24 protein-coding genes and 1 pseudogene are annotated in these 24,803 nt (G+C 73.8%); 12 read left to right on the forward strand and 13 right to left on the reverse strand.

What is annotated here, in order from left to right; all coding sequences use genetic code 11:
• Positions 1-154: 154 nt before the first annotated feature.
• The gene (locus ACZ4V1_RS03495; protein WP_468328637.1) at positions 155-367 is read right to left on the reverse strand and encodes a DUF6243 family protein; all 213 of its coding nucleotides are present in this window, start codon (positions 365-367) and stop codon (positions 155-157) included.
• Positions 368-465: 98 nt separating this feature from the next.
• Between ACZ4V1_RS03495 and ACZ4V1_RS03500 the strand changes: the two genes are divergently transcribed.
• Both ACZ4V1_RS03500 and ACZ4V1_RS03505 read left to right on the forward strand, forming a co-directional pair.
• The gene (locus ACZ4V1_RS03500) at positions 466-1,116 is read left to right on the forward strand and encodes a TetR/AcrR family transcriptional regulator (RefSeq protein ID WP_468328639.1); all 651 of its coding nucleotides are present in this window, start codon (positions 466-468) and stop codon (positions 1,114-1,116) included.
• A gap of 149 nt (positions 1,117-1,265) precedes the next feature.
• Complete coding sequence (locus ACZ4V1_RS03505) at positions 1,266-1,997, forward strand: bifunctional DNA primase/polymerase (RefSeq protein ID WP_468328641.1); 732 nt, start codon at positions 1,266-1,268, stop codon at positions 1,995-1,997.
• A gap of 157 nt (positions 1,998-2,154) precedes the next feature.
• Here ACZ4V1_RS03505 and ACZ4V1_RS03510 read toward each other — a convergent pair whose 3' ends face one another.
• From ACZ4V1_RS03510 to ACZ4V1_RS03530, 5 genes and pseudogenes are all read right to left on the reverse strand, one after another.
• Positions 2,155-3,156 carry an SCO2278 family lipoprotein gene (locus ACZ4V1_RS03510; RefSeq protein ID WP_468328643.1) on the reverse strand — a complete coding sequence of 334 codons (1,002 nt, stop codon included), beginning with the start codon at positions 3,154-3,156 and terminating at the stop codon, positions 2,155-2,157.
• A pseudogene (locus ACZ4V1_RS03515) lies at positions 3,116-3,253 on the reverse strand (iron transporter); the annotation flags it as partial. The pseudogene ACZ4V1_RS03515 and the gene ACZ4V1_RS03510, both read right to left, overlap by 41 nt.
• A gap of 27 nt (positions 3,254-3,280) precedes the next feature.
• Positions 3,281-4,105, reverse strand: coding sequence for a heme ABC transporter ATP-binding protein (locus tag ACZ4V1_RS03520; RefSeq protein ID WP_468328969.1), 825 nt, complete (start codon positions 4,103-4,105; stop codon positions 3,281-3,283).
• 38 nt (positions 4,106-4,143) lie between these two features.
• On the reverse strand, positions 4,144-5,253 hold the full coding sequence (locus tag ACZ4V1_RS03525) for a FecCD family ABC transporter permease (protein WP_468328645.1): 1,110 nt from the start codon (positions 5,251-5,253) through the stop codon (positions 4,144-4,146).
• Positions 5,250-6,368 carry a heme/hemin ABC transporter substrate-binding protein gene (locus tag ACZ4V1_RS03530; protein WP_468328647.1) on the reverse strand — a complete coding sequence of 373 codons (1,119 nt, stop codon included), beginning with the start codon at positions 6,366-6,368 and terminating at the stop codon, positions 5,250-5,252. Before ACZ4V1_RS03530 ends, ACZ4V1_RS03525 begins: the two co-directional genes overlap by 4 nt.
• Positions 6,369-6,470: 102 nt before the next feature.
• Here ACZ4V1_RS03530 and ACZ4V1_RS03535 point away from each other — a divergent pair, with 102 nt between their 5' ends.
• From ACZ4V1_RS03535 to ACZ4V1_RS03550, 4 genes are all read left to right on the forward strand, one after another.
• Positions 6,471-7,898 carry an HtaA domain-containing protein gene (locus tag ACZ4V1_RS03535; RefSeq protein WP_468328649.1) on the forward strand — a complete coding sequence of 476 codons (1,428 nt, stop codon included), beginning with the start codon at positions 6,471-6,473 and terminating at the stop codon, positions 7,896-7,898.
• A 55-nt stretch (positions 7,899-7,953) separates the two neighbouring features.
• A complete protein-coding gene (locus tag ACZ4V1_RS03540; protein WP_468328651.1) occupies positions 7,954-9,555 on the forward strand; it encodes an HtaA domain-containing protein in 1,602 nt (533 codons plus the stop codon).
• Positions 9,556-9,816: 261 nt separating this feature from the next.
• Positions 9,817-10,461, forward strand: coding sequence for a PhzF family phenazine biosynthesis protein (locus tag ACZ4V1_RS03545; protein WP_468328653.1), 645 nt, complete (start codon positions 9,817-9,819; stop codon positions 10,459-10,461).
• 90 nt (positions 10,462-10,551) lie between these two features.
• Positions 10,552-10,764, forward strand: a complete 213-nt coding sequence (locus ACZ4V1_RS03550) for a hypothetical protein (protein WP_468328655.1) — start codon at positions 10,552-10,554, stop codon at positions 10,762-10,764.
• A 63-nt stretch (positions 10,765-10,827) separates the two neighbouring features.
• Here ACZ4V1_RS03550 and ACZ4V1_RS03555 read toward each other — a convergent pair whose 3' ends face one another.
• Positions 10,828-11,475: a biliverdin-producing heme oxygenase gene (locus tag ACZ4V1_RS03555; RefSeq protein WP_468328657.1), complete on the reverse strand. Its 648-nt coding sequence runs from the start codon at positions 11,473-11,475 to the stop codon at positions 10,828-10,830.
• A gap of 130 nt (positions 11,476-11,605) precedes the next feature.
• A complete protein-coding gene (gene map / locus ACZ4V1_RS03560; protein WP_121746690.1) occupies positions 11,606-12,463 on the reverse strand; it encodes a type I methionyl aminopeptidase in 858 nt (285 codons plus the stop codon).
• Between the two features lie 66 nt (positions 12,464-12,529).
• On the opposite strand from map, the gene ACZ4V1_RS03565 reads away from it, so the two are divergent.
• Entirely contained in the window at positions 12,530-12,763 is a 234-nt protein-coding gene (locus ACZ4V1_RS03565; RefSeq protein ID WP_468328659.1) for a hypothetical protein, read from the forward strand.
• Between the two features lie 63 nt (positions 12,764-12,826).
• On the opposite strand, the gene ACZ4V1_RS03570 is transcribed toward ACZ4V1_RS03565, so the two are convergent.
• The gene (locus ACZ4V1_RS03570; protein ID WP_468328661.1) at positions 12,827-13,429 is read right to left on the reverse strand and encodes a hypothetical protein; all 603 of its coding nucleotides are present in this window, start codon (positions 13,427-13,429) and stop codon (positions 12,827-12,829) included.
• Between the two features lie 208 nt (positions 13,430-13,637).
• On the opposite strand from ACZ4V1_RS03570, the gene npdG reads away from it, so the two are divergent.
• Positions 13,638-14,345, forward strand: coding sequence for an NADPH-dependent F420 reductase (gene npdG / locus ACZ4V1_RS03575; RefSeq protein ID WP_468328663.1), 708 nt, complete (start codon positions 13,638-13,640; stop codon positions 14,343-14,345).
• Between the two features lie 85 nt (positions 14,346-14,430).
• Entirely contained in the window at positions 14,431-14,622 is a 192-nt protein-coding gene (locus ACZ4V1_RS03580; RefSeq protein WP_468328665.1) for a hypothetical protein, read from the forward strand.
• On the opposite strand, the gene ACZ4V1_RS03585 is transcribed toward ACZ4V1_RS03580, so the two are convergent.
• Positions 14,612-15,409, reverse strand: coding sequence for a site-2 protease family protein (locus tag ACZ4V1_RS03585; RefSeq protein WP_468328667.1), 798 nt, complete (start codon positions 15,407-15,409; stop codon positions 14,612-14,614). The genes ACZ4V1_RS03580 and ACZ4V1_RS03585 overlap by 11 nt on opposite strands.
• Positions 15,410-15,638: 229 nt before the next feature.
• Between ACZ4V1_RS03585 and ACZ4V1_RS03590 the strand changes: the two genes are divergently transcribed.
• Positions 15,639-19,097 carry an AfsR/SARP family transcriptional regulator gene (locus ACZ4V1_RS03590; RefSeq protein ID WP_468328669.1) on the forward strand — a complete coding sequence of 1,153 codons (3,459 nt, stop codon included), beginning with the start codon at positions 15,639-15,641 and terminating at the stop codon, positions 19,095-19,097.
• A 10-nt stretch (positions 19,098-19,107) separates the two neighbouring features.
• Here the strand turns inward: ACZ4V1_RS03590 and ACZ4V1_RS03595 are convergent, their stop codons facing one another.
• The 3 genes from ACZ4V1_RS03595 to panB all read right to left on the reverse strand — a co-directional run bounded on the left by ACZ4V1_RS03595 (position 19,108) and on the right by panB (position 22,001).
• Positions 19,108-19,926, reverse strand: a complete 819-nt coding sequence (locus ACZ4V1_RS03595; protein ID WP_468328671.1) for an ABC transporter permease — start codon at positions 19,924-19,926, stop codon at positions 19,108-19,110.
• Positions 19,923-20,951 (reverse strand): ATP-binding cassette domain-containing protein, encoded by a 1,029-nt coding sequence (locus tag ACZ4V1_RS03600; RefSeq protein ID WP_468328673.1) that lies wholly within the window; start codon positions 20,949-20,951, stop codon positions 19,923-19,925. The genes ACZ4V1_RS03595 and ACZ4V1_RS03600 overlap by 4 nt, the downstream gene beginning before the upstream one ends.
• A gap of 174 nt (positions 20,952-21,125) precedes the next feature.
• The gene (gene panB / locus ACZ4V1_RS03605) at positions 21,126-22,001 is read right to left on the reverse strand and encodes a 3-methyl-2-oxobutanoate hydroxymethyltransferase (protein ID WP_468328675.1); all 876 of its coding nucleotides are present in this window, start codon (positions 21,999-22,001) and stop codon (positions 21,126-21,128) included.
• Between the two features lie 314 nt (positions 22,002-22,315).
• Between panB and ACZ4V1_RS03610 the strand changes: the two genes are divergently transcribed.
• Both ACZ4V1_RS03610 and ACZ4V1_RS03615 read left to right on the forward strand, forming a co-directional pair.
• Complete coding sequence (locus tag ACZ4V1_RS03610) at positions 22,316-23,368, forward strand: endonuclease/exonuclease/phosphatase family protein (RefSeq protein ID WP_468328677.1); 1,053 nt, start codon at positions 22,316-22,318, stop codon at positions 23,366-23,368.
• Between the two features lie 127 nt (positions 23,369-23,495).
• The gene (locus ACZ4V1_RS03615) at positions 23,496-24,722 is read left to right on the forward strand and encodes an MFS transporter (protein WP_468328679.1); all 1,227 of its coding nucleotides are present in this window, start codon (positions 23,496-23,498) and stop codon (positions 24,720-24,722) included.
• The last annotated feature ends 81 nt before the right edge of the window (positions 24,723-24,803 follow it).

The following is a 24,803-nucleotide window of genomic DNA, read 5'->3' on the forward strand; positions in this document are numbered from 1 at the left end:
CACAGCTTTTCGGGTTTCCCCCCCGGGGGGGGGGGGGGGGGGGTCCCCCCCCCCCCCCCCCCCCCCCCCCCCCCCCCCCCCCCCCCTCCCCTCTCCTCCCCCCCCCCCCCCCCCCCCCCCCCCCCCCCCCCCCCCAAAGGGCCGCTCGTCCCGCTCACGACGCCTCGTCGCTCGCGGATCCGTCTCCTTGCGTCCGCTGTTGCCGCTGCCGCTCCTGGAGCTTGCGCAGCAGTTCCCGTTTCTGGCTCCGCGGGTCCAGTCCGCCGCCGATCCGGCCGTGGCGGTCGCTGCCGCGCAGGGCGTTGCGGCCGAGCTTTCGGCGGGTCCCGCCGACGCCCGGCATGTTTCCGGCGCCGCCTCGCGTCATCGGATTCTCCTCTCACAGCGCGAGACGTTGCGTCTCGCTCACTCGTGTTTCACTGTCCAGCGAGACGTACCGTCTTGTCAACCTGGTAAATTCGAGACATGGCCGCCCAGAAACCAGCCCACGTCCCGACTCCCGCGCCCGACCGGCCGCACCCCGACGCCACCCGGCGCAGCCAGCGGTCCCGTCAGGCCATCTACGACGCCGCCCTCGCCCTCGTCGCCGAGGTCGGCTACCCCAAGACCACCATCGAGGGCATCGCCGCCCGGGCCGGCGTGGGCAAGCAGACGATCTACCGCTGGTGGGCCTCGAAGGCCGACGTCCTGCTGGAGGCCTTCCTCGACCTGGGCGAGCGGGCCGTGGAGGCCGCCGGCGAGGAGGCGTACACCATCCCGGACACGGGTGACATCGCCGCCGACCTCAAGGGCGTGCTGCGCGCCACCGTCGACGAACTGCGCGACCCGAAGTTCGAGGCCCCCTACCGCGCCCTGGCCGCGGAGGGCGTCGTCAACGAGCAGCTCGGCCGGGAGTTCATTGCCAGGCTCCTCGAGCCGTCCCTCCAACTGCACGCCGACCGGCTGCGCGCCGCCCAGGACGCCGGCCAGGTGCGACCGGACATCGACCCGCGCATCGGACTGGAACTCTTCGTCTCCCCGCTCGCCCAGCGCTGGCTGCAGCACACCGGGCCCATCTCGCACGCCTACACCGACACGCTGGTCGACTACGCGCTCCATGGACTCGCCCCGCGCTGATCACGGGTGCCAGGGGGACGGACAAGGGGTGACCAGGGGGAACGGACAAGGGGTGACCAGGGGGAATTTGTCCCTTCCCGACCCCGAAGCGCGGAATGGTGCGACCATAGGGCATGCTGGTGCGCACGACGGCGAGGCGAAGGGGATAGATGAGCGCGGAGTTCGGCGGTCGGAGCGGTCTGCAGGGCAAACTCTCCCAGTGGCTGCGCGGACGCCGCCCCAAGGAGGCCGCCGGTGACGGTGGCCGGGAGGATCTGCTGCTCGCCGCCGCCGGTGCGGGACTGCCCCTGGCGCCCGCCGCGCACCCGGCCGGATACCGCTGCTCGTGCGACCGCGTCGGCTGCCCCACCCCCGCCCGGCACCCGGTGTCGTTCGCCTGGCAGACGCAGTCCACCACCGACCGCGCGCAGATCGAGCGGTGGGCCCGCCATGAGCCCGAGGCCAACTTCATCACCGCGACCGGCATGGTGCACGACGTCCTCGACGTCCCCCTCCAGGCCGGCCGCGAGGCGCTCCGCCGCCTGCTCGACGCCGGCATCGAGGTCGGCCCGGTCGCGGAGAGCGACGACGGCCGCATGCTGCTGTTCACCCTCACCCGCGGCACCCCCGAGGACGAGGACGAGTGGTGGCCCTGCGAGCTGGACTGCCACCCCGAGACCATGGACGAGCATCCCGGCCTGCGCTGGCACTGCCGCGGCTCCTACGTCCTCGTACCGCCCGCCAGCCTGCCCGGCGAGGACCGGGCGGTGCGCTGGGTTCGCGGCCCCGAGCACCCGCTGCCGGACCCGCTGACCCTGCTGGAGACCCTCACCGACGCCTGCGCCCGGCACGCCGGCGAGGAGAGCGACCAGCCGGGCACGGCCTGGCCCCTGCGCCGCTGAATGCCGTACCGCTCAACGCTCAACGCTCAACGCCCAACGCCCAACGAGAGCGCTGCTCCCGGCCGCTGCCCGGTCTTCGCCTACGGGTCTTCGCCTACGCGTCTTCGCCCATCGGGTCTTCGCCTACGGGTCTTCGCGCCCTCTTGGCCTCGGCCGCCTACTCGCCCTTCGCCGACGTCAGGCCCTGGACCCGCCCCAGTACCGACACCTGTCCGTTGCCCGTCCCCTGCGCCGGGTCGAGCGCGATCTCGTTGGAGACGAACTCCATCGTCAGCGACTGCTTGATCTCGCCGTCCGTCAGCGCCAGCACGTCCTTGTTCGGCGTCGGCACCGACGCTCCTTGCGCGGCGGTCTGCTTCTCGAAGTGCCGGGTGCTGAAGAACACCAGCGCCCCGCCGTCCTCGGTGCGCAGCGCCAGCGGCGCGTAGTCGCCGTTGGACAGCGGCTCGTCGATGTACTGCGTGACCAGGCCGGGACGGGTCGACCGCTTCTCGCGCAACTTCCGCCAGGAACTGGTGTGGGCACCGTCCGCGAAGGTCTTCCCGCCGTCCTTCAGGTACATCGTGTATTCCTTGCCCAGGCCGGCCGGCGGAACGGCCAGATCGGCGGAGTTGGCGGGGACGGCCTCGGCCCAGCCGTCCCGGTCGGTCTTGAACTCGGGCACCTTGCCGGGCGCGACCAGCGTCAGGTACGCCGCCTGCCAGGTCTCCTCCAGGCCGTCGCGGGTGAAGGCCAGCAACCAGCGGGCGTCGCCGCCCTTGTTGGCCTTGGTGTCCGCGACGAACCAGCGCGGCCAGCCCGCCTTCTTCGGGATCGTGAACTTCGCGTCCGACAGCTCCAGCGGCGTGTGTGACGGATTGCCGTCCGGGTTGTTGATCCGGCCCGCCTTCAGCCGCGCCGAGTCGATGGCCGCGAGGGCGCCGGTGGTGTGGTCGGCGTCCAGGGAGGGGTCGTACGCCTCGTCGGCCGCGTTGTAGGCGGCGGTGAACCGCTCGAGCGCCTTCGCGGCCTCGGCCCGGGTGGCCGACGGGAGCACCTCACGCTCGCCGTGCACCACCACGCATCCGCTCGCCGTCAACGACAAAGCGGTCGCCGAGGCCGCTATCAGCGCGCTCCGGTCAAGCCTGCGGGGCCAACGAGGGCCGCGATCCCTGCTCATCAGGTTCCTTCACCTTCCCCTTCCCGGAGGCGAACCCTACCGGGGGGAGGTGGCGCCCGGACGCCGGGACCGGGTACAGCGGCCACACCGTGACCTGGCGTCACGAAACGCCCGCGCACGCAGGTCACGGCTCACGTCGCGGGACGACCAGCACCGCCCCCGTGCGCGGGTGTGGAAGCACGTCCACCGGCTGGTCGTAGACCTCGGACAGCAGTTTCTCGCACAGGACCTCCGAGGGCGGCCCGTCGGCCATGACACGGCCCGCGCGCAGGACCGCGACGCGGTCCGCGTACGCCGCCGCCAGCGAGAGGTCGTGCAGGACGACGACCACCGCGTCCCCGGTCCGTGCCCGCTCCCGGCACAGCCGCAGCACCAGCTCCTGGTGCCGCAGGTCCAAAGCCGCCGTCGGCTCGTCGAGCAGCAGCACCGGAGCGCGCTGCGCGAGCACGCGGGCCAGCGCGACCCGGGCCCGCTCGCCGCCGCTGAGCGCGGAGAACGGCCGCCCGGCGAAGCCGGCCACCTCCGTACGCGCCATCGCCTCGGCCACCGCCGCGTCGTCCTCGTCCGCCAGGCCGCTCCCCGCCCAGGGCGCCCGGCCCATCCGGACCACCTCCGCCACCGGGAACGGGAAGGACAGCGACGCGGACTGGGGCAGCACGGCCCGGCGCAGCGCCAGTTCGGGCGCCGACCACTCCGTCACCGGGCGGCCGTGGACGCGTACGACCCCCTCGGCGGCCGGGACATCGGCGGCCAGGGCGCCCAACAGGGTGGACTTGCCCGCCCCGTTGGGACCCACCAGGGCGAGCACCTCGCCCGCGCGGACGGTGACGTCCACACCGTCGAGGACCGGCCGCCCGCCGAGGTGGACGCGCAGGCCCTCGGCCTCGGCGAGGACGTCGCCGGGCGCGGCCGGGGGCGGCGGCAGCGGGCGGGAGGGTACGAGGCGCAGCAGCCCCCTGGCCCGCACGGCCTTCGTGCTCGCGGCCCTCACGCCCAACCCCCTTGCCCGCGCCGGGTGCGGCGCAGCAGCCAGAAGAAGAACGGGCTGCCCAGCAGTGCCGTCAGCACCCCGAGCGGCAGCTCGGCGGGCTCGGCGACCGTGCGGGCGGCCAGGTCGGCGGCGAGCAGCACCAGCGCGCCCAGCAGCGCGCTGCCCGGGATCAGGAACCGGTGCCCGGGACCGGCCGCCATCCGCAGCAGATGCGGGACGACGAGCCCCACGAAGCCGATCACCCCCGCCACGCTCACGGCCGCCGCGGTCAGCAGCGCGATCACCAGGACCAGCACGATCCGCAGCCGCTCCACGTCCACGCCCAGATGCCGGGCCGGGCGCTCACCGAGCGCGAGGAGGTCCAGGCGGCGGGCGTACAGCGGGGCGAGCCCGAGCCCGAGGGCCGCACACGGCAGTACCGCGAGCACCTTCGGCCAGGTCGCCTGGGCGAGCGAGCCCAGTTGCCAGAAGGTGATCTGGTTGACCGCCGCCGTGTCCGCGAAGAACAGGAACAGCCCGATCAGAGCCCCCGCGAAGGCGTTCACCGCGATGCCCGTGAGGATCAGTGTGACGACCTCCGTACGGCCGCCCGAGCGGGACATCGCGTACACCACCAGGACGGTGACCAGACCGGAGACGAAGGCGAACACGGACACCGTCCAGTTGCCGAGGAAGTTCAGGCCGAACGCGATGGTGGCGACCGCGCCGACCGCCGCTCCCGAGGAGACGCCGATGACCCCCGGCTCGGCGAGCGGGTTGCCGAACACGCCCTGCATCAGCGCGCCCGCGCAGCCCAGCGAGGCGCCGACGAGCAGCGCCAGCACGATCCTCGGGAACCGCACGTTCCACAGCACCGACTCGGCCACCCGGTCCAGTTGCGTACCGCCGAGCCCGGTCCGGTGGAGCAGCGAGCCGAGCACGTCGCCGACCGGGACCGGGTAGGCGCCGGTGCCGGCCGCGACCGGGACGAGGAGCAGGAGGCCGGCCGCCAGGGCGGCGGTCAGCAGCCAGGGGGTGGTGCGCCGGGTGCGGAGCGGGGACGGCAACGGGGACGGGGGCGGCCCGGCGGGCCCCCGGGGGTGAACGGGCTTGTCCAGTACGCTCATCGGTCGCCGCCGCCCGCGCCGTCTACGTCTCCGTCTACGTCTACGTCTCCGACGTCACCGCCCCCGCCGTCCCCGCCGCCGTGCTCGCCGTAAAGCTGGTCCACGACCGACTTCAGTACCCGGTCGGTGCGCGGGCCGTAGTTGAGGAGTACGCCGTCCTCGACCGAGACGATCCGGCGGTCCAGGCCGGCCGGGGTCTGGGCGACACCGGGGATCTTCACCAGGCCGTCGACGCCGCCGACCGATTCGAGTCCCTTGCTCATCACGAGGATCGCGTCGGGCGCGGCCTTGACGAGCGCCTCGCTGGTGATGGCGGTGAAGTCCTTCGCCAGGCCCGAGGCGGCCCCGGCGTCCACCGCCCCGGCCGCCTCGATCAGCGAGCCGGCGCCGGAGTCCGCGCCGCCGATGAGGTAGACGGAGGCCGAGCCGCGCAGGTACAGGAACGCGACGCGAGGCCGGTCACCGTCCGGAACGTCCTTGCGGACGGCGGCGATCCGCTCCTGCGAGCGCTGTGTCAGTTCCTTCCCGGCCGCCGGTACGCCGAGGGCGTCGGCGACCGCCCGGATGCGCGGCCCCACGTCGTCCAGCCCCCGCGCCGCCTCGACGAACAGCACCGGCACACCGGCGGCGCGGATCTGGTCCACGGCTTCCTCCGGGCCGGAGGTGGTCTCGGCGATGACCAGGTCGGGCCTGAGTGACAGCACGCTCTCGGCGGAGACGTCGTGGCCCCGGGTGACCACGGGGAGCTTCGCCGCCTGTTCGAAGGTGGCGGTGACGTCCCGGGCGACGACCCGGTCGCCGAGCCCGAGCGTGAAGACGATCTCGCTGAGGCTGCCGGAGAGTGGCACGACGCGCTCGGCCCGTTCCACCGTCACCCGCTCGCCGTCGGCGGAGCGGACGGTCACCGGGAGCTTCGGCCGGGGTCTCTTCGCGAGCGGCTCGACCCGGTTGGCCACGGGGTCCTTCTGCGCGGTGGCTCCGGAGCCGGTCCCGGACCCCGGTCCGGTCCCGGTGTCGGACGCCGCCCCGGAGGAGCCTCCGCATCCGGTCGCGGTCAGGGTGAGGGCGAGCACGGACAGCAGGGCTCCCGCCAGTCGGTTTCGCAAGCGTCGCACGGTGGTGTCCGTTCCTCTCGTCGACCGCCAGTGTCGGTACGTTTGAGCTTAGGTTAGCCTTACCTTAGCTCGCTACCGGCCCCCGATCCCGGAGGACTTCGCATGCCCGCCCGTCTTCGCACCCTGGTCACCGTGTTGTGCGTGGCGGTCCTCGGGGCCCTGCTCCCCGCGGCCGCCGCACGGGCCGAGAGCCGGACGGTGCAGGGCGGACGGCTCGACTGGGGCATCAAGTCGTCGTTCCAGGGCTATGTCACCGGGCCGGTCGCCAAGGGGAGTTACTCCCTGACCGGGGGAGCGGCCACCGTCGGCGGCAGCGCCTTCCGCTTCCACTCGGCGACCGGCACCTACGACGGCGACACGGGCGCCTTCCGCGCCGCCTTCTCCGGCGGCGTCCGCTTCCTCGGCCACCGCACCGGCGCGGGCGCGTACCGGCTCGACCTCACCGTCGGCCGTCCCACCGTGAGTGTCTCCGGCTCCACCGGCACGCTCTACGCGGACGTCACCAGCAAGGCGAAGGACACCGGGGCGGTCACGACGTCCCGTCAGGTGCCCTTCGCCTCCCTCTCCCTCGATGGCATCGACATGCGGGGAGGCGGTGGCACCGTGGCCCTGAACAACGTGCCCGCCACCCTCACCGCCGAGGGCGCGCGCTCCTTCGCCGGGTACTACACCGCCGGAACCGCGCTCGACCCGGTGAGCCTGTCGACGGACGTCCAGGCGGCGGCGCGGCAGCAGGAGCAGCGGCCGTCGAGCTCGCCCACCGCTCCGGACGAGTCACCGGAGCCCAAGGCGACCTCGGGCGGCGCGATCCGGGAAGGCGCCGTCGACTGGGGCGTACGCCGCACCTTCCGCGAGTACGTCACCGGCGACATCGCCGGCGGAAGGTGGGCCCTCACCGCCGGAGCCCAGGACGGCGGCGCCCTCTTCCGCTTTCCCGGCGGTGAGGGGACGTACAAGGACGGCGACCTCACCGCCGCCTTCGAGGGCGCGGTGCGCTTCACCGGCGCGCACGGCCTCGACCTGGGGCTCAGCGCGGTACGGGCCACCATCGAGGACGGCAGGGGCACGTTGTACGCCGATGTGGAGAGCCCGGACCTGACCGGCGAGAAGGTGCCCCTGGTCACCTTCACCGCCGGGGACATGAAGCCCGCCGACGGCCTGGTCAAGGTGACCGAGGCCCCCGCGAAGCTCACCGCGCGCGGCGCCGAGGCCTTCGGCGGCCTGTACCGGGCGGGCACCGACATGGACCCGGTCTCCCTGGCCGTCGCCCTCACCGCCGACGCGGAACTGCCCGCCCTGCCCGACCTGGGCAGCGCCCCCACGGCGAGCGCGAGCCCGCAGCCGAAGCAGACCGCCGGACCCGGCGACCCGGCCGGACCCGTCGCGAGCGCCACCGACGGCGGCGGCTTCCCCGCCCTGCCCGTCTCCCTCACGGCCGGCGCCCTGCTGCTGGTGGCCGCGGCCCTCGTGACCGTCGCCGTCCGCAGGCGCCGCGCCCGGCCCGCCGCGTCCCCCTCGGACGAGGGCTGAACCCACGACACCGGACCGCCCACCCGCGGCCCCACCACTCGAGGAGAACCGAGCCATGCCCGTCAGACGCCGCCGTTCCACCGCACTCGCCGCCGCCGTGGCGACGGCCGCCGCGCTCGGCGCCACCGCCCTCGCCGCGGCCGGCGCGACCACCGCCTCGGCCGCCGAGGTCCCGCTCGAGGACTACGAGCTGACGTGGGGCGTCAAGCAGTCCTACCGCACCTACGTCACCACCTTCGCGAAGGGCGGCTTCACCCCCGCCGACGGTGCGAAGCAGGCCGCCGGCAACGGCGCGTTCACCTTCGTGGACGGTACGGGCGCCTACGACTCGGCCACCCACTCCACGACTCTCGCCTTCAAGGGCAGCCTGGCGATCGAGTCCGAGGCGCACGGCTTCGCGCTCACGCTGTCGGACGTGAGGTTCGACAGCGAGGACGCCGAGATCACCGCCGACGTGACCCGGGGCGGCACGACCGAGGACGACGTGCCGCTCGCCACGGTCGCCGTCACCCGCGAGATGAAGGACATGACGACCACGCTGACCGAGGAGGCCGCGGAGGTCTTCGGCAGCGCGAGCTACCGCGGCGCCGCGGGCGACCCGCTGACGGTGACGCGGAAGTCGCCCCCGGCGCCCAGCCCCACGCCCTCCACGCAGGACCCCACCACCGAGCCCTCCCCGACGCCGACGCCGACGCAGACGCAGACCGGGGGCCCGGAGCCGACGGCCACCGGGACCACCCCGTCCCAGCCGGGCCCCTCCCAGCCGGTCCCCTCCGAGCCGGGCCCGACCGCGGGCACCGGCGCCTCCCCCTCCGCCACGGCCCCCGGGACCGGCGCGCCCACCGAGGCCCCCGCCAAGGGCGAGATAGCCGACGGCACCCTCGGCTGGGGCGTGAAGGAGTCCTTCCGCGCCTACGTCGTCGGCCCCATCGCCAAGGGCCGGGTCACCGTCTCGGGCGGGGCCGCCCAAGCGGCCGGAAACGGCGCCTTCACCTTCGCGGACGCCACCGGCACCTACGACACCGACGCCGACAGGCTCACCGCCTCCTTCCGGGGCGCCGTGAACTTCAAGGGTCACCGGGCGGACGGCGCCTACGGTCTCGACCTGACCCTGAGCAACCTCAAGGCCACCCTCGACGGCGGCGCAGGCGAGCTGACCGCCGACGTGAACAGCCTCGGCACCCGGGCCGAGGGCGTCGTCCTGGCCGACCTGAAGGCCGAGTCCGCCGGCCTTACCGCCCGGAACGACGTCATCACCGTCGAGGGCGTCGCCGCCACGCTCACCGCGGCCGGCGCGGAGGTCTTCGGCAACTACCCGGCCGGCACGGCACTCGACGCCGTCGACCTGTCGGTGGCCCTGAGCGACGACGCGCGGCTGCCGGACGGCGGCGGCACGGGCACGACCGGCGGAACGGGCGGCAGCGGCGGCTCGGGCACCGCGGGCGGCACCGGCGGCACGTCCGGCCCGACGGCCGGCGGCACCGGCTCCACCATCGGCGGCACCGGCACGACCACGGGCGGCACCGTCGGCGGCGGCAGCCTGGCCTCCACCGGCACGGACCTCCCGGGCCCGGCCCTGGGCGCGGCGGCCGGCGTGGCGGTCGCGCTCGGCGCGGGCGCGGTGTTCGCGGCGCGCAAGCGGCGGACGCGGGAGTGATCCGTTGCGGGCCGGGGCGGCCCTCCCTCGATAGCGTCCGCATGAAGCGGGCGGCGAGGGAACGCACTTCCGGACCACTGGTCCTGGAGTCCGCGGCCGCCCCGGCCCGCCGCCGCTGCTGTCGGCGCACCCCGGAGGACCGGACACCACACGCCAACGAGCCGCCCCGGCAAGGGCGTACGCGGACCCGCTCGCCGGCCTGCCGTACGACGAGACCCCCACGCCGGCCTGGCCGCCGGACGACGATGCTTGAATGCCCCGGTGACTGACTACGACGTACTGCGCGTCTTCTGTGCGCCGAACGGCGGATACGGCAATGAACTCGGCGTCGTCCGGGACGGCTCCGTGCTGCCGGACCCGGCCGGGCGGCAGGAGCTCGCCGCCAAGCTCGGCTTCAGCGAGACCGTGTTCGTCGACGACCCCGAGCGCGGCGTCGTCGACATCTACACGCCCACTCTCCGCCTGCCGTTCGCCGGCCACCCCTGCGTCGGCACCGCCTGGCTGCTCGACGTGCCCGAGCTCGTCACCCCGGCCGGAGTGGTGGGGGCCCGGCTGGACGGCGAGTTCAGCTGGATCGAGGCCCGCCCCGAGTGGGCCCCGCCGCGCACCCTGCGCCAGTACGCCACCGTCGCCGAGGTCGACGACCTGCCCGTGCCGCCGTCCGGGGAGTGGGTGTACGCGTGGGCCTGGGAGGACGAGCCGGCCGGGCGGGTGCGGGCCCGCGCGTTCCCCGGGCGCGGCGACGGCATCGACGAGGACGAGGCGACCGGCGCGGCGGCGCTGCTGCTGACCGAGCGGCTGGGGCGGGCCCTGAACATCACGCAGGGGACCGGTTCGCAGATTCTGACGGCGCCGCAGCCCGAAGGGTGGATCGAGGTCGGCGGCCGGGTGCGTCTGGAACGGTGACGGTCGCCGCCGTACGGGTGGAACCGCGTGTGCGCGCGAGCGCGAGGGGTTACCTCTCGCGTGACCGTTCCCTTACGTGAGAGGCACTCCATGCGCATCCGCTCCGCCCTCGCCACCGTCCTGCTGACCGCTGCCATGACGGCCGGCGGCGCCGCGACCGCCACCGCCTTCGACGGCTCGATGCACGGTGACGAGGACGCCACCTGCAGCCCGTACTTCGGCGCGATCACCACGCCCAGCACCGGCGACCTGTACTTCGGCGGCATCAACTGCCGCAGCGACGACTACGACATCGACAACTGAGGCAGGCGGGCCGTTCGTTCCGGGTCCCCCTCGGCCACCGCGGCCGAGGGGGACCCGGAGCGTTCACGCGGACAGCGGGAACTCCTCGGCGAGCGCGCGGAAGACCGCCGTGTTCAGGGCGAAGGCCCGCTTGCACTCGGCGACGACCCGCTGCTTGTCCAGGTCGTCCGCGCGGATGCCGTCCAGCAGCGCCCGGTACTCGCGCTTGAACGCGGCCGGGTTGGTGATCCCGTCGAAGACGTAGAAGCGGACCCCGTCGCCCTTCCTGGCGAAGCCCCACGTCCGCTCCGCCCGGTCGCGGACGACCTGGCCCCCGGCGAGGTCCCCGAGGTAGCGGGTGTAGTGATGGGCGACATACCCGGCCGGCCAGGACTCGGCGCACTCGCGGACCCGGTCCGCGTAGGCCCGTGTGGTCGGCAGCGCGGTGAGGGACGCCCGCCAGGCGGGGCCCCGCAGATGGGCCAGGTCCCGCTCCAGCGACGCCAGCCGCATCAGCTCGGGACGGATGAAGGGTCCCGCCACCGGGTCCGGTGTCAGCCGTGCGGCCCCGGACTCCAGGGCCTCGTACACGAACCACAGCTGTTCGGTGTAGCGCGTGAAGGCGTCCACTCCCAGCCTGCCGCTCAGCAGGTCGCTCATGAACGACGAGGTGTTCGCCTCTTCGTGCTGCTCGTGGGTGGCGGCTCTCAGGAGCGCCGAGAAGCTGTCCATACGACCGATCTTCTATGGTTAGGCTTACCTAAGTCAACAGGCTTTCCGACGTCCTGTCGGTAAAAGCCTACCCACAGACGAGCGGGCCCACCCTCCGAGGAGAGCGGGCCCGCGAAGAAGCGAGGTGTGGCTACGGAAGGGTCAGGATCTCGGCTCCGGAGTCGGTCACCACGAGCGTGTGCTCGAACTGCGCCGTCCGCCTGCGGTCCTTCGTCACGACCGTCCAGCCGTCGTCCCACATGTCGTACTCGTGCGTCCCGAGCGTCAGCATCGGCTCGATCGTGAAGGTCATCCCGGGCTGGATGACGGTGGTGGCGTGCGGGCTGTCGTAGTGCGGGACGATGAGCCCGGAGTGGAACGACGAGTTGATCCCGTGGCCGGTGAAGTCCCGCACCACCCCGTACCCGAACCGCTTCGCGTACGACTCGATGACCCGGCCGATGATGTTGATCTGCCGGCCCGGCCTGACCGCCTTGATGGCGCGGGCCAGGGACTCCCGGGTCCGCTCGACCAGCAGCCGGCTCTCCTCGTCCACGTCGCCGACCAGGTAGGTCGCGTTGTTGTCGCCGTGCACGCCGCCGATGTACGCCGTCACGTCGAGGTTGACGATGTCACCGTCGCGCAGCACCGTGGAGTCGGGGATGCCGTGGCAGATGACCTCGTTGACCGAGCTGCACAGGGACTTGGGGAAACCGCGGTAGCCGAGGGTCGAGGGGTAGGCGCCGTGGTCGCACATGTACTCGTGCGCCACCCGGTCCAGCTCGTCCGTCGTCACGCCGGGGGCGATGAGCTTCGCGGCCTCCTCCATCGCGCGCGCCGCGATCCGCCCGGCCACGCGCATCGCCTCGATCGTCTCGGGCGTCTGCACCTCCGGGCCGGTGTACGGCGTCGGCGCGGGTTTGCCCACGTACTCGGGCCGGCGGATGTTTCCGGGTACGGAACGGGTGGGAGACAGCTCCCCTGGTACGAGCAGCGACTGGCCAGACATGTCAGCGAGTCTAACCAGCGGGCATGCGAGAGCATGTCCCTGGCAGGTGGGCGAAAGGAGCCGGTCATGGCCTTGTTCAAGAAGCGCACGGTGGGAAAGCCGGGCGAGTGGTACTACTGCCTGGAGCACCGGAAGGTCGAGGAGGGCCCGGATTGTCCGGGAAAGGACCGCTTCGGGCCGTACGCCTCCCGCACGGAGGCCGAGCAGGCGATGCGGACCGCCCGCGAGCGCAACCTCGAGTGGGAGAACGACCCCAGGTGGCACGACCCCTCGGCCGCGGGGCGCGCGGACGAGGACTGACGGTCCGTCCGCGCACCGGCACCGCCGTGCCGGCCGGCCGGCACGCGGACCCGGGGGCGGGCGCTACCAGCCGGACGGCGGCGGCGCGGTCAGGTGGTCGGCCAGGCGGGACAGGCGGTCGCGGAACCGGCGGCGGCTCCGGGGCGGCGGCACCGCGTTCTCCCCGGCGGCCGCGCTGACCAGGTGCTGCACCGTGTCCAGGTCCAGCTCGGCGCCCTCCGGCACGGTCAGCGTCTCGTGCGCCATGGCCGTCAGCTCCCGCTCGCCGGTGCCCAGCGCCAGCACCGTCGCCCCGGCCCGGCGGGCGTCGTGCACCCGTTCGAGGAGCGGGGCGTCGGGATCGTCCGGCGTCACCACGAGCAGCGTCTCCCCGCGCCGGGCCGCCGCCAGCCGCCCCGGCCCCACCGCGAGATGCGCCGGGTCCGAAGGGCGCGCGTCGTGCCGTACGAGGGTGGGGGCCAGCTCCGGTGTCCCCGACCAGGCGGCCTCGTCCACCAGGTGCGCCGCCAGATGCCAGGGCTCGTACTCGGGGGTGCCCACCAGCAGCAGGCCGCCGCCGTGCGGGACCACCGACCCCCTGAGCGCCCCCGCGAACCTCCGGGTGGCCCCCAGCCACTCGGTCCCGGCGAGCACTTCCCGCAGCAGCGCGACCCGTACGGCGTCCATGCGCCCGCATCCTGCCGCAACCCGGCCCGTACGGCCCGGCATTCGCCGCGGATTCGCCCGACCCGGGGACGGCGCGGGGACGGCGCGGGGACGCCGCGGGGACGGCGCGGAGGTGGCGCCGGGGCGACCCGGGAGTGGCCCGGGGACGGCGCGGCGCCGGGTGGGACCTGAACCCGCCCGGCGGCCGGGACGGACGTAGGGTCGGCCCATGACCTCTACCGACAGTGCTGCACAGAAGGCCCCCGCCAAGGACCCCTGGGACCTGCCCGACGTCTCCGGGCTGGTCGTCGGCGTGCTCGGCGGCACCGGCCCCCAGGGCAAGGGCCTCGCCTACCGCCTTGCCAAGGCCGGCCAGAAGGTGATCGTCGGCTCGCGTGCCGCCGAGCGCGCCGAGGCCGCCGCCGAGGAGATCGGGCACGGCGTCGAGGGCGCCGGCAACGCGGAGACCGCCCGGCGCAGCGACGTCGTGATCGTCGCCGTACCGTGGGACGGCCACGGCAAGACCCTCGAATCCCTGCGCGAGGAACTGGCCGGCAAGCTCGTCGTCGACTGCGTCAACCCGCTCGGCTTCGACAAGAAGGGCGCCTACGCGCTCAAGCCCGAGGAGGGCAGCGCCGCCGAGCAGGCCGCCGCCCTGCTGCCGGAAAGCCGGGTCACCGCCGCCTTCCACCACCTGTCCGCCGTCCTCCTCCAGGACCCGGAGATCGACGAGATCGACACCGACGTCATGGTGCTGGGCGAGGCGCGCGCCGACGTGGAGACCGTGCAGGCCCTGGCGGGGCGCATCGCCGGCATGCGGGGCGTCTTCGCCGGGCGGCTGCGCAATGCCCACCAGGTCGAGTCGCTGGTCGCCAACCTGATCTCCGTCAACCGCCGCTACAAGGCACACGCCGGGCTCCGCGTCACGGACGTGTGAGGCGATGGGGGACACTGGTGGGTGCCAGCAGAACCGCGACACGACACCCGCGGTACCCGCCGTGTCCCCGACAGGAGCCCGCACCATGCCCCGCCTCGCCCTCTACGCCCTGGCCGTCTGCGTACTCGCCGTGGCCGCCGCCGTCGTCTCCTTCGTGCAGGGCAGCGTGCTGATCGGCGTCGTGTGGGTGCTGCTGTCGGGGCTGTCCTCCAACATGTGCTGGTACTACGTCAGGCGCGGCAGGGCGGCCCGCGGCTCCACGTCCGTCACGGGCTGACCGAGCACAGCTCGTCCGTCTGCCAGAAGCGGTACAGCTCGAAGCCGCAGTACGTGTCGATCTCGCCGATGCCGAGGCCGCGCAGGAGCGCGTCGACCGCGTCGAAGAACACGCCGTTGACGGCCGGGATCCACAGCAGCGCGAACACGATCAGCAGCCCGAAGGGCGCGAGCGGCTCCACCTGCCGACGTACGTTGTACGACAGCCACGGTTCGATCACCCCGTAGCCGTCCAGGCCCGGCACCGGCAGGAAGTTCAGGATCGCCGCCGTGACCTGGAGCAGCGCGAGGAAGGCCAGCGCGATCCGGAAGTCGCGCGGCACGCCGTCCAGCGCGTCCAGCCAGAACGGGGCCGTGCACACCACGGCGAACAGGACGTTCGTCAGCGGGCCCGCGGCCGAGATCAGACTGTGCCGCCACCGCCCCCGGATCCGCCCGCGCTCGATGAAGACGGCACCGCCCGGCAGACCGATCCCGCCCATGATCACGAACAGCACGGGCAGCACGATGCTCAGCAGCGCGTGCGTGTACTTCACCGGGTTCAGCGTCAGGTAGCCCTTCGCGCCGACCGAGATGTCGCCGCTGTGCAGCGCGGTGCGCGCGTGCGCGTACTCGTGCAGGCACAGTGACACGACCCACGCGGCCGTCACGAACAGGAACACGGCCAGGCCCGGCTGTTCGGCGAACCCGGTCCAGGTGGCCCAGCCCGTGACCGCGGCGACGGCGGCGATCCCGAGGAACACCGGACTGATCCGCCGGTCACTGGGGCGGGCGGTGGCGGTGGTCATGGGACTCCCTGGCTGTCGGACACACGTGAAACCCGGGCGGGGCCGGCCGGGGCGGGCGGGGACTGCCCGACCGTACCGGGCGCATCGGGAAAACGTCTCGCGGGCGGTGGCAGGTTCCGGGGAACAGCGCCGCCCTCCCCACGTTCCGGTCCGCCGGACAGGCCCTGGTACCGGGACCTCACGCCGCGCCGTCAAAACCCCGTGACCGGCTTCTACGGCAGCGGGGACAATGGACCCCGTGCGCTATCGCATCCTCGGCACCACACAGGTACTCCGCCCCGACGGCACGGCCGTCCCGCTCGGTGGGGCGCGGCTGCGCGGGCTGCTGACCGTCCTCGCCCTCCGGCCCGGCCGCACCGTGGCCGCGGGGCTGCTGGTGGAGGAGGTGTGGGACGGCGACCCGCCGGCCGACGCGCCGGGTGCCCTGCAAGCCCTGGTCGGGCGGCTGCGCCGGACGCTCGGCGCGGACGCGGTCGCCTCGGCCGACGGCGGCTACCGGCTCGCCGCCGCCCCCGACGACGTCGACCTGCACCGCTTCGACCGGCTGGCCGGCGAGGGCGCCCGCGCGCTGGCCGACGGCGACCCCGCCAAGGCGGCCGTCGTGCTCGACGACGCCCTCACCCTGTGGCGCGGCCCCGCCCTCGCCGACCTGCCCGACCGCACCGCCGAGGCGGCCCGCTGGGAGATGCGGCACCTGGACGCCCTGCGCGCCCGCCACGCCGCCGCCCTGGACCTCGGCCAGGCCGAGCGCTCCCTGCCCGAGCTGACCGCGCTGTGCGACGGCCGCCCCCTGGACGAGCCCCTCCAGGCACTGCGGCTGCGCGCCCTGCGCGACACCGGCCGCACCGCCGAGGCGCTGGCCGCCTACGAGGCCGTACGCCGGCTGCTCGCCGACCGGCTCGGCACCGACCCGGGGCCCGAACTACGAGCCCTGCACGGGGAACTGCTCAGTCCCGCGACGCCCGCGACGCCCGCGACGCCCGCGACGCCCGCGACGCCCGCGACGAGCGCGACGAGCGCGATGTCCGAGACGAGCGCGGCAACCGGGGAGACCGCGACGCCGGGGACACCGCCGACGCCCCCGCCGGCCGCGGCGCACGCCGCGCCCGTAGCTCCCGCGGCGCCCGGCGGCCCCGGCACCGACGCCGCTCCGGCCGCCCCCCGGCCCCGTGGCAACCTCCGCGCCCGGCTCACCTCCTTCGTCGGCCGGGACGCCGACATCGAGGCCCTGCGCGCCGATCTGACGGCCGCGCGCCTCGTCACCCTCCTCGGGCCCGGCGGCGCGGGCAAGACGCGGCTGTCCCAGGAGGTCGCCGAGGGCGCCGGGGACCCGGCGCGGGACGGAGTGTGGCTGGCCGAGCTCGCCCCCGTGGACGACCCCGGAGCCGTGCCGGAGGCCGTGCTGACCGCCCTCGGCGCCCGTGAGACCGTGCTGTACGGCGCCGGCGCCGAGGAGATGCGGGCCGTCGCCGCCGCCGACCGGCGGGCCACCGCCGTCGAGCGGCTCGTCGAGCACTGCGGCCGGCGCCGCATGCTGATCGTCCTCGACAACTGCGAGCACGTCGTCGACGCCGCCGCCCGCCTCACCGAGGAACTGCTCACCCGCTGCCCGAACCTGACCGTCCTCGCCACCAGCCGCGAGCCCCTCGGCGTACCGGGGGAGTCGCTGCGTCCGGTGGAGCCGCTGCCCGAGCCGGCCGCGCTGCGGCTGCTCGCCGACCGGGGCGCCGCCGCCCGCCCGGGCTTTCGCACCGACGCCGACGAGGACACCGCGGCCGCCTGCGCCGAGATCTGCCGCCGCCTCGACGGACTGCCGCTGGCCATCGAACTGGCCGCCGCCCGGCTGCGGATGATGACCCCGCGCCAGATCGCCGACCGGCTCGACGACCGCTTCCGCCTGCTCACCTCCGGCAGCCGCACCGTCCTGCCCCGGCAGCAGACCCTGCGCGCCGTCGTCGACTGGTCCTGGGACCTCCTCGACGAGCCGGAACGGGACGTACTGCGCCGCCTGTCCGTCTTCGCGGGCGGCTGCGACCTCGCCGCCGCCGAGGCCGTGTGCGGGCCCGCCGCCCTGGACGCCCTGGGCTCCCTGGTCGACAAGTCCCTGGTGGTGGCCGCGCCGTCCGGCGGCGACGGCATGCGCTACCGGCTCCTGGAGACCGTCGCCGAATACGCCGCGGAACGCCTCGACGAGACCGACGGACGGGCCGCCGCCGAGCGCGCGCACCTGACGTACTACCGTGAACTCGCCCGCACCACCGACCCGTTGCTGCGCGGCCCGCGGCAGCTCGCCGCCATCGAGCGGCTGGAGCGCGAGTACGAGAACCTGCGCACCGCCCTGCGCCACGCCATCGCCGAGCGCGACGAACAGGAGGCGCTCAGCCTGGCCCTGTCGCTGGTCTGGTACTGGCAGATGCGCGACCTGCGGGTGGAGGCCCGGAACTGGTTCAGCGAGGTCATGGCGCTTGGCCCGGACCCCTTCGCCGAGCCCGTCCAGCGCGCCGAACCGGTGTGGGAGCGGTGCACGGCCGCGCCGCCCCCGATGACCGGCGAGGTGCTCGCCGAGGCACGGCGCGGCGTCCACCTCGCCCACCTCGCCTGCATGGACACCGAACTGGACGCCTGGCAGAAGCCGGCGGCCAAGCGGAAACTGCGCGTCATCTCCCAGACGTACGAACCCGGCATGCCCCAGACCTGCACCCCGCCCGGCCTGCTCTGGTTCTTCGCCGTGATGCTCTCCGGCGACATGGAGCGGTTGCGCGTGATCATGGACGCCGCCGTGCGCACCTGCCGTGAGACGCCCGGATACGACTGGGCGCTGGCCGGCAGCCTCCAGATGCGCGCCAACTTCCTCGCCAACCGCACCGAGTGGGCGGGCGACGCGGCCGGCGACGCCGACGAGGCACTGGAGATCTACCGCCGCCTCGGCGACGCCTGGGGCACCGCCGAGGCCCTCTCCGCCCGCGCCGAGGCCCGGGAACGCAAGGGTGCGTTCCGCCTCGCCGCCGCCGACTACCGGGCCGCCGCGCAGCACGCCGAACGGCTCGGCGCGCACGCCCAGGTCGACGTGCTGGAGGCCCGCCTCGGCAGCGTGCTGCTGGAGGCGGGTGACGGGGAGGAGGGCGAGCGCATCCTGTACGGGGTGATCGGCCGGACCGACGGGGCGGGGCACAGCGGCGCCATGCCGGCCGCCCGGCTCTTCCTCGCCGGCTGGCTCGGCATGACCGGCCGGATCGCCGAGGCGCGTGTGCAGTTGCGGCTGCTGCGCGAGGACTTCGCCCTTTCCCACTTCATCGTCTTCGACGCCTTCATCCTCGCCGCCGAGGCATGGATCGCCACGCTGGAGGACCGGCACGAGGAGTGCCTGGACAAGGTCCGCGCGTCGCTGGAACGGGCCGAGGACCCGCTGTCCGCCGCCATCGCCCCGCACATGCGCTCCGGGTACCTGACCATCGCCGCGATGGCGCTGGCCCGCGTGGACGGCGGTCGCCGGGCCGCGGACGCCGCGCGCTGCATCGGCGCCGCCGACGCGCTGCTGCCGCCGGACCACGTCTCGATGGGCCTGGAGCGGGACGCGCGCGCCCGGGCCGCCGGGCGGGTCCGCGAGGTGCTCGGCGCCGAGGCGTACGAGGCCGCCTACGCCGAGGGCGCCGGCCTCACCGCGGAGGAGGCCGGCGCCCTCGTCTGACCGGGCCGGGTCAGGTCTTCGTACGGAACTTGTGGATGGCGACCGGCGCCATCACCGCCGTGATCGCCACCGACCAGCCGAGCGTCATCCACAGGTCGTGCGCGACCGGGCCGCCGACCATCAGCCCGCGCGCCGCGTCGGCGAGCGTGGACAGCGGGTTGTAGTCGGTGAAGGCCTGCAGCCAGCCCGGCATCGACTGCGTCGGCGCGAAGATGGACGAGCCGAACTGGAGCGGGAACAGCACCATGAATCCCATCGCCTGCACGGACTGGGCGTTCTTCAGGATCACGCCCAGGGTGAGGAACACCCACATGATCGACGAGGCGAACACCGCGGACAGGCCGACCGCGGCGAACAGTCCGCCCCAGTTCCGGATGTCGAAGCCGACCAGGACGGCGACGATCATCAGCACCGTCGTCGCGAACAGCATCCGCAGCATCTCCACCGAGATCTTCGCGAAGAGCACGGAGCCGCGCCCGATCGGCAGGGACCGGAAACGGTCCATGACACCGGAGTTGAAGTCCTGGCTGAACCCGGTGCCGACACCCTGGGACAGCGTCATGCTCATCATCGCGATCATGCCGGGGATCACGTACTGCACGTAGCCGTCCTGGCCGCCGCCCAGCGCCTGGCCGATCGACCCGCCGAAGACGTACACGAACAGCAGGGTGAAGACGACCGGCATCAGCACGGCGTCGAACATCGACTCCGGGTCCTGCCGGATCCACAGCAGGTTGCGGCGGACCAGGGCTCCGGTGTGCCGGACGTGCCCGCGCAGCGAGATCCGGGCGTCGGCGGCGGGAGCGGGGGTTACGGTGGCGGCGCTCATACGGCGACCTCCTCGCGGGCTTCGGCGGGCGCGGGGTCCTGCGGGGCACTGGCGCGGTGGCCGGTGAGGGACAGGAAGACCTCGTCCAGGCTGGGCAGTTCAGTGGTGACGGAGGAGACCGTGATGCCGCGCGCGGTGACCGCGCCGACCACGGCGGTCAGCTGCTCGTCGCTGAGGATCGGCACCAGGACGGCACCGCGCTGCGCGTCCACCGTGGCGCTGGCGAGCCCGGTGATGCCCAGCTCGTCCAGGTAGGCGGCGAGCGGGCGCAACTGAAGCGGGTCCGCCGGGCGGACGCGCAGGGTGCGCCCGCCGACCCTGGCCTTCAGCTCTTCGATGCCGCCGTTCGCGATGACCTTGCCGCGGTCGACGACGGTGAGCTCGGAGGCGAGCTGTTCGGCCTCCTCCATGTACTGGGTGGTGAGCAGTACGGTGACGCCGTCGCCGACCATGCGCTTGACCTCGTCCCACACCTCGTTGCGGGTGCGCGGGTCCAGGCCGGTGGTGGGCTCGTCCAGGTAGAGGACGGCCGGGTGCCCGATCATGGAGGCGGCCAGGTCGAGCCGGCGCCGCATACCGCCCGAGTAGGTGGCCGCGGGCCGCTTGCCGGCCTCGGTGAGCGAGAACCGCTCCAGCAGTTCGTCGGCCCGGGCGCGGGCGTCCCTGCGGGACAGGTCGAGCAGGCGCCCGATCATGTAGAGGTTCTCCCAGCCGGGGAGCTTCTCGTCCACGGACGCGTACTGCCCGGTGAGGCCTATCACCCGCCGCAGCTGCCGCGGCTGCCGTACGACGTCGTAGCCGGCGACGTGCGCCCGGCCGGTGTCGGGCGTGATGAGGGTGGACAGGATGCGGACGAGGGTGGTCTTGCCGGCCCCGTTCGGCCCGAGCACACCCATCACGGTGCCCTCGCGCACATCGAGGTCGACACCGTCCAGTGCCTTGGTCTCGCCGTAGTGCTTGACCAGCCCCCGCACGGTGACCGCGCTGCCCGCGGCGGTCGGGGGGTTGTCGTCGATTCGCTTCATGCCGACGACGTTGTCAGCCCCCACCGACAAACGACCGACATACCGCCGACAGCGGTCCGGCCCCACCGGCATCCCGCCGACGGGACGAGTGGCCGGGGGGGAGGGGAGCCCGGGAAAACCACCGGCCCCGCCGACGGGGGAAGATCGGCGGGGCCGGTGTCGTACCGCGATGGCTCAGTGGACGGAGTGCTCCTCCTGCGGGAACGTTCCGCCGACGACGTCCTCGGCGAACGCCTTCGCCGCGTCGCCCATGACGCCGCGCAGGTCGGCGTACTGCTTGACGAACTTCGGCATCCGGCCGCCGGTCAGCCCGAGCATGTCGGTCCACACCAGCACCTGCGCGTCCGTGTCCGGACCCGCGCCGATACCGACCGTCGGGATGTGCAGCGTCCGCGTCACCTCGGCGGCCAGCTCGGCCGGCACCAGCTCCAGGACGACCGCGAAGGCGCCCGCGTCCTGCACCGCCTTGGCGTCGCGCAGCAACTGCTGGGCCGCCTCCTCGCCCCGGCCCTGGACCCGGTAGCCCATCGAGTTGACGGACTGCGGGGTGAGGCCGATGTGCGCCATCACGGGGATGCCGGACTCGACGAGCAGCCGGATCTGCTCGTGCGACCGCTCACCGCCCTCCAGCTTGACCGCCCCGACCCCGGCCTCCTTGACCAGCCGGGTCGCCGAGCGCAGCGCCTGCACCGGGCCCTCCTGGTAGGAGCCGAAGGGCAGGTCGCCGACGATCAGGGCGCGGCCGGTGCCCCGTACGACCGCGGCCGAGAGCATGGTCATCTCGTCCAGCGTGACGGGCACGGTGGTGTCGTAGCCGAGGTGGCAGTTGCCCGCGGAGTCGCCGACGAGCATGACCGGGATGCCGGCCTCGTCGAAGACGGACGCGGTCATCGCGTCGTAGGCGGTGAGCATGGGCCACTTCTCACCGCGCTCCTTGGCGGCGGTGATGTCCCGGACGGTGATGCGACGGTTGCTCTTGCCCCCGTACAGCGCCTTGCTCCCGTCGGCGGGCTTGCGCTGCGGCGTCGGGGCAGCCGAAAGCTGCGTCATGGCAACGGCTCCTTCATGTCATCTCGAGGCACCCTGACGGCGTCCCCGGATCCCTTCCATGGTGGCACCTCGTGCCTCCCGACGGCTAGGGGACCTTCGACACGGCCGCGTCCGGGGCGGGGCGGAGGGGGGCGAATGTGATCGTTGTGTCACAGAGCGGTCCGTGCCGACGCCGTTCGGAACTCCGGAAGCCGACTCCTACGTCCTCGTGCCAGTACGGCCGTCACGGGACGGCGGGATCGGAACCGATCATCCCCTAGGGTGCTGAGTCACGGGGGGCGACGGTGTTGCACGGCAGGTTGTGAGGCGACGGTATGGCGCAGCAGGCGTACATCACGGAGACGGACGGCGGCGGCTCGGGGCCCGAGCGCCGGGAACCCCGGCTTCGGCGCCTGTTCGACCGGGCGGTCACCGGCTGGCGCGGGGACCCGCGGATCTGGCGCCGGGGCCTGATCACCGCGGCGGTGGCCGTCGTCCTGGCCGTCGTCATGGCGGGCCACTCGCGCATCCCGAACGCCATCGGCAACCTCGGCAGCCTCTCGGAGACCTTCCTGCCGTGGTTCGGCCTGCTGGTCCCCGTACTCCTGGTGATCGCCCTCGTCCGCAAGTCGGCGACGGCGCTGATCGCGCTCCTGCTGCCGATCTCCGTGTGGTTCAACCTCTTCGGCGGCCTGCTCTTCGACAAGACCGGCACCGGCGGCGACCTCACGGTGGCCACGCACAACGTCAACGCCGACAACGCCGATCCGGCCGGCACCGCCCGCGCCGTGGCCGCCTCCGGCGCGGACGTGCTGGCCCTGGAGGAGCTGAAGGCGTCCGCCGTACCGACGTACGAGAAGGCGCTGGAGTCGAAGTACCGGCACCACGCGGTCGTCGGCACCGTCGGGCTGTGGAGCAAGTATCCGGTGAGCGACGTGAAGGCCGTCGACATCCGGCTGGGCTGGAAGCGCGCGATGCGCGCCACCGTCGCCACCCCGTCCGGGCCGGTCGCGGTGTACGTCGCCCACCTGCCCTCCGTACGGGTGAAGCTGGAGGCCGGGTTCACCGCCCGGCAGCGGGACAGGAGCGCCGAGGCCCTCGGCGAGGCCATCGCCGACGAGAAGCTGCCCCGCAAGATCCTGCTCGGCGACCTCAACGGCACCATGAACGACCGCGCGCTCACGGCGATCACCTCCCAGATGCGCTCCCCGCAGGGCGCCGTGGGTGACGGCTTCGGCTTCAGCTGGCCCGCTTCCTTCCCGATGGCCCGCATCGACCAGATCCTGGTCAGCGGCGTGGAACCGACGACCAGCTGGACCCTCCCCGCCACCGGCAGCGATCACCTCCCGATCGCCGCGCGTGTGAAGGTCGACACAACCGCCTCCTGAGATTCGTCGGCGGAATACTCGCCCTGAGAGGCTTTGTTCCGTACGGGAACATAGGGGTTTCGGACGCGCAGACGTCCGGACGCCCGTCCCGTACGCACACCTCCGCTCTCGAAAGGCGAGTCCCTTCATGCCCCTGGCCCTGCTCGCCCTTGCCGTGGGCGCCTTCGGCATCGGTACCACCGAGTTCGTGATGATGGGACTGCTGCCCGAAGTCGCGGACGACCTGCACATCTCGATCCCCGCCGCCGGCCACCTGGTCTCGGCCTACGCGCTCGGCGTCGTCATCGGCGCCCCGCTGCTCGCGGCGGCGACCGCGCGGATGTCCCGTCGTACGGTCCTGATCGCCCTGATGGCGCTCTTCGTCGCCGGCAACGCGCTGTCGGCGTTCGCCCCCGGCGAGGTCTCCCTCCTCGCCGCCCGTTTCGTCAGCGGTCTGCCGCACGGCGCCTTCTTCGGCGTCGGCGCCGTGGTCGCCACCGGCATGGTGGCGCCGGAACGCAGGGCCCGCTCCGTCTCCCTGATGTTCCTCGGCCTCACCGTCGCCAACATCGTCGGCGTTCCCGCCGCCACCGCCATGGGCCAGCACCTCGGCTGGCGGGCGACGTTCCTCGGCGTGAGCGCCATCGGCGTCGCGGCGATAGCGGCGCTGGTCGCCCTGATACCCCGCGACCACGCCCCCGCCCCCACCACCGGCCTGCGCGGCGAACTGGCCGCTCTGCGCTCCGTCCCCGTCTGGCTGGCGCTCGGCACGACGGTCGCGGGCTTCGGCGCACTCTTCGCGGCGTACAGCTACATCACGCCGATGCTCACGGACGCCGCCGGCTTCGCCGAGACCAGCGTGACGCTGCTGCTCGCCCTCTTCGGCGTCGGCGCCACCGCGGGCAACCTGCTGGGCGGCCGCCTGGCCGACCACTCCCTGCGCGGCACCCTCTTCGGCGGTCTGGCCTCGCTGGTCGTGGTCCTCGCCCTCTTCCCGCTCCTGATGCGTACGGAGGCCAGCGCGGCCGTCGCGGTGGCCCTGCTCGGCATGGCCGCCTTCGTCACCGGCTCCCCGCTCCAGCTGATGGTCATGGAGAAGGCCGCGGCGGCCCCCTCCCTGGCCTCCTCCGCCAACCAGGCCGCCTTCAACCTCGCCAACGCCGGCGGCGCCTGGATCGGCGGCCTCGCCCTCGCGGCGGGCTTCGGCGCCACGTCCCCGGCGACGGCGGGCGCGGGGCTGGCGGTGCTCGGGCTGGGCGTCGCGGGCGCGGCGTACGCCGTGGACCGGCGGCGGGGCGCTGCCGCTCCGGCGGGCGGGCGCGAGCGCGTGGTCGCGACGCACGTGCCCGAGGGGGCGGAGGCGGTACGGCGGTGACGGCCCGGACAGCGCTGCCGGCCCGTCACTCGTTGGCGTGCGTGGAGGCTCGTTCCCGCCCACGGGCGTAGTGCGGCCCCT

The organism is Streptomyces sp. NPDC028991 (assembly GCF_055564775.1).